A 325-nucleotide genomic window follows, 5' to 3' on the forward strand; every position below is an offset into this window, starting at 1 on the left:
CTAAGTCTGTAAATGTACAGGTCGGACAACTTGGGTCGTAATCAGGACTTGAAGGGTCGATTGGTGTCGGGTCTTCTGAGTCGTCAGTTACAGGGTTGTTGTTCGGGTCTGTTCCGGTTGCTGTTGCAATGTTATGAACACCTCCGTTGTTGATGTCCGCTTGTGTAATTGCATACGTTGCCGTTGCTGTTCCCACTTGTCCCGGTGTTAACGTACTTGGTGTTACTGTCAAGTTCGATACGCCGATTACGGCATCATTGATTGTCAAATTGTTTACAGTTACGTTTCCTGTATTGGTTACCGTAAAAGTGTAAACAATCGTATC

1 protein-coding gene is annotated in these 325 nt (G+C 45.2%); it reads right to left on the bottom strand.

The window, feature by feature from the left end; all coding sequences use genetic code 11:
• Positions 1-325: DUF7507 domain-containing protein (locus G6042_RS00525; RefSeq protein WP_169522341.1), on the bottom strand; the 325-nt coding region annotated here is incomplete at both ends.

Source organism: Flavobacterium solisilvae (assembly GCF_012911605.1).
Taxonomy (GTDB): domain Bacteria; phylum Bacteroidota; class Bacteroidia; order Flavobacteriales; family Flavobacteriaceae; genus Flavobacterium; species Flavobacterium solisilvae.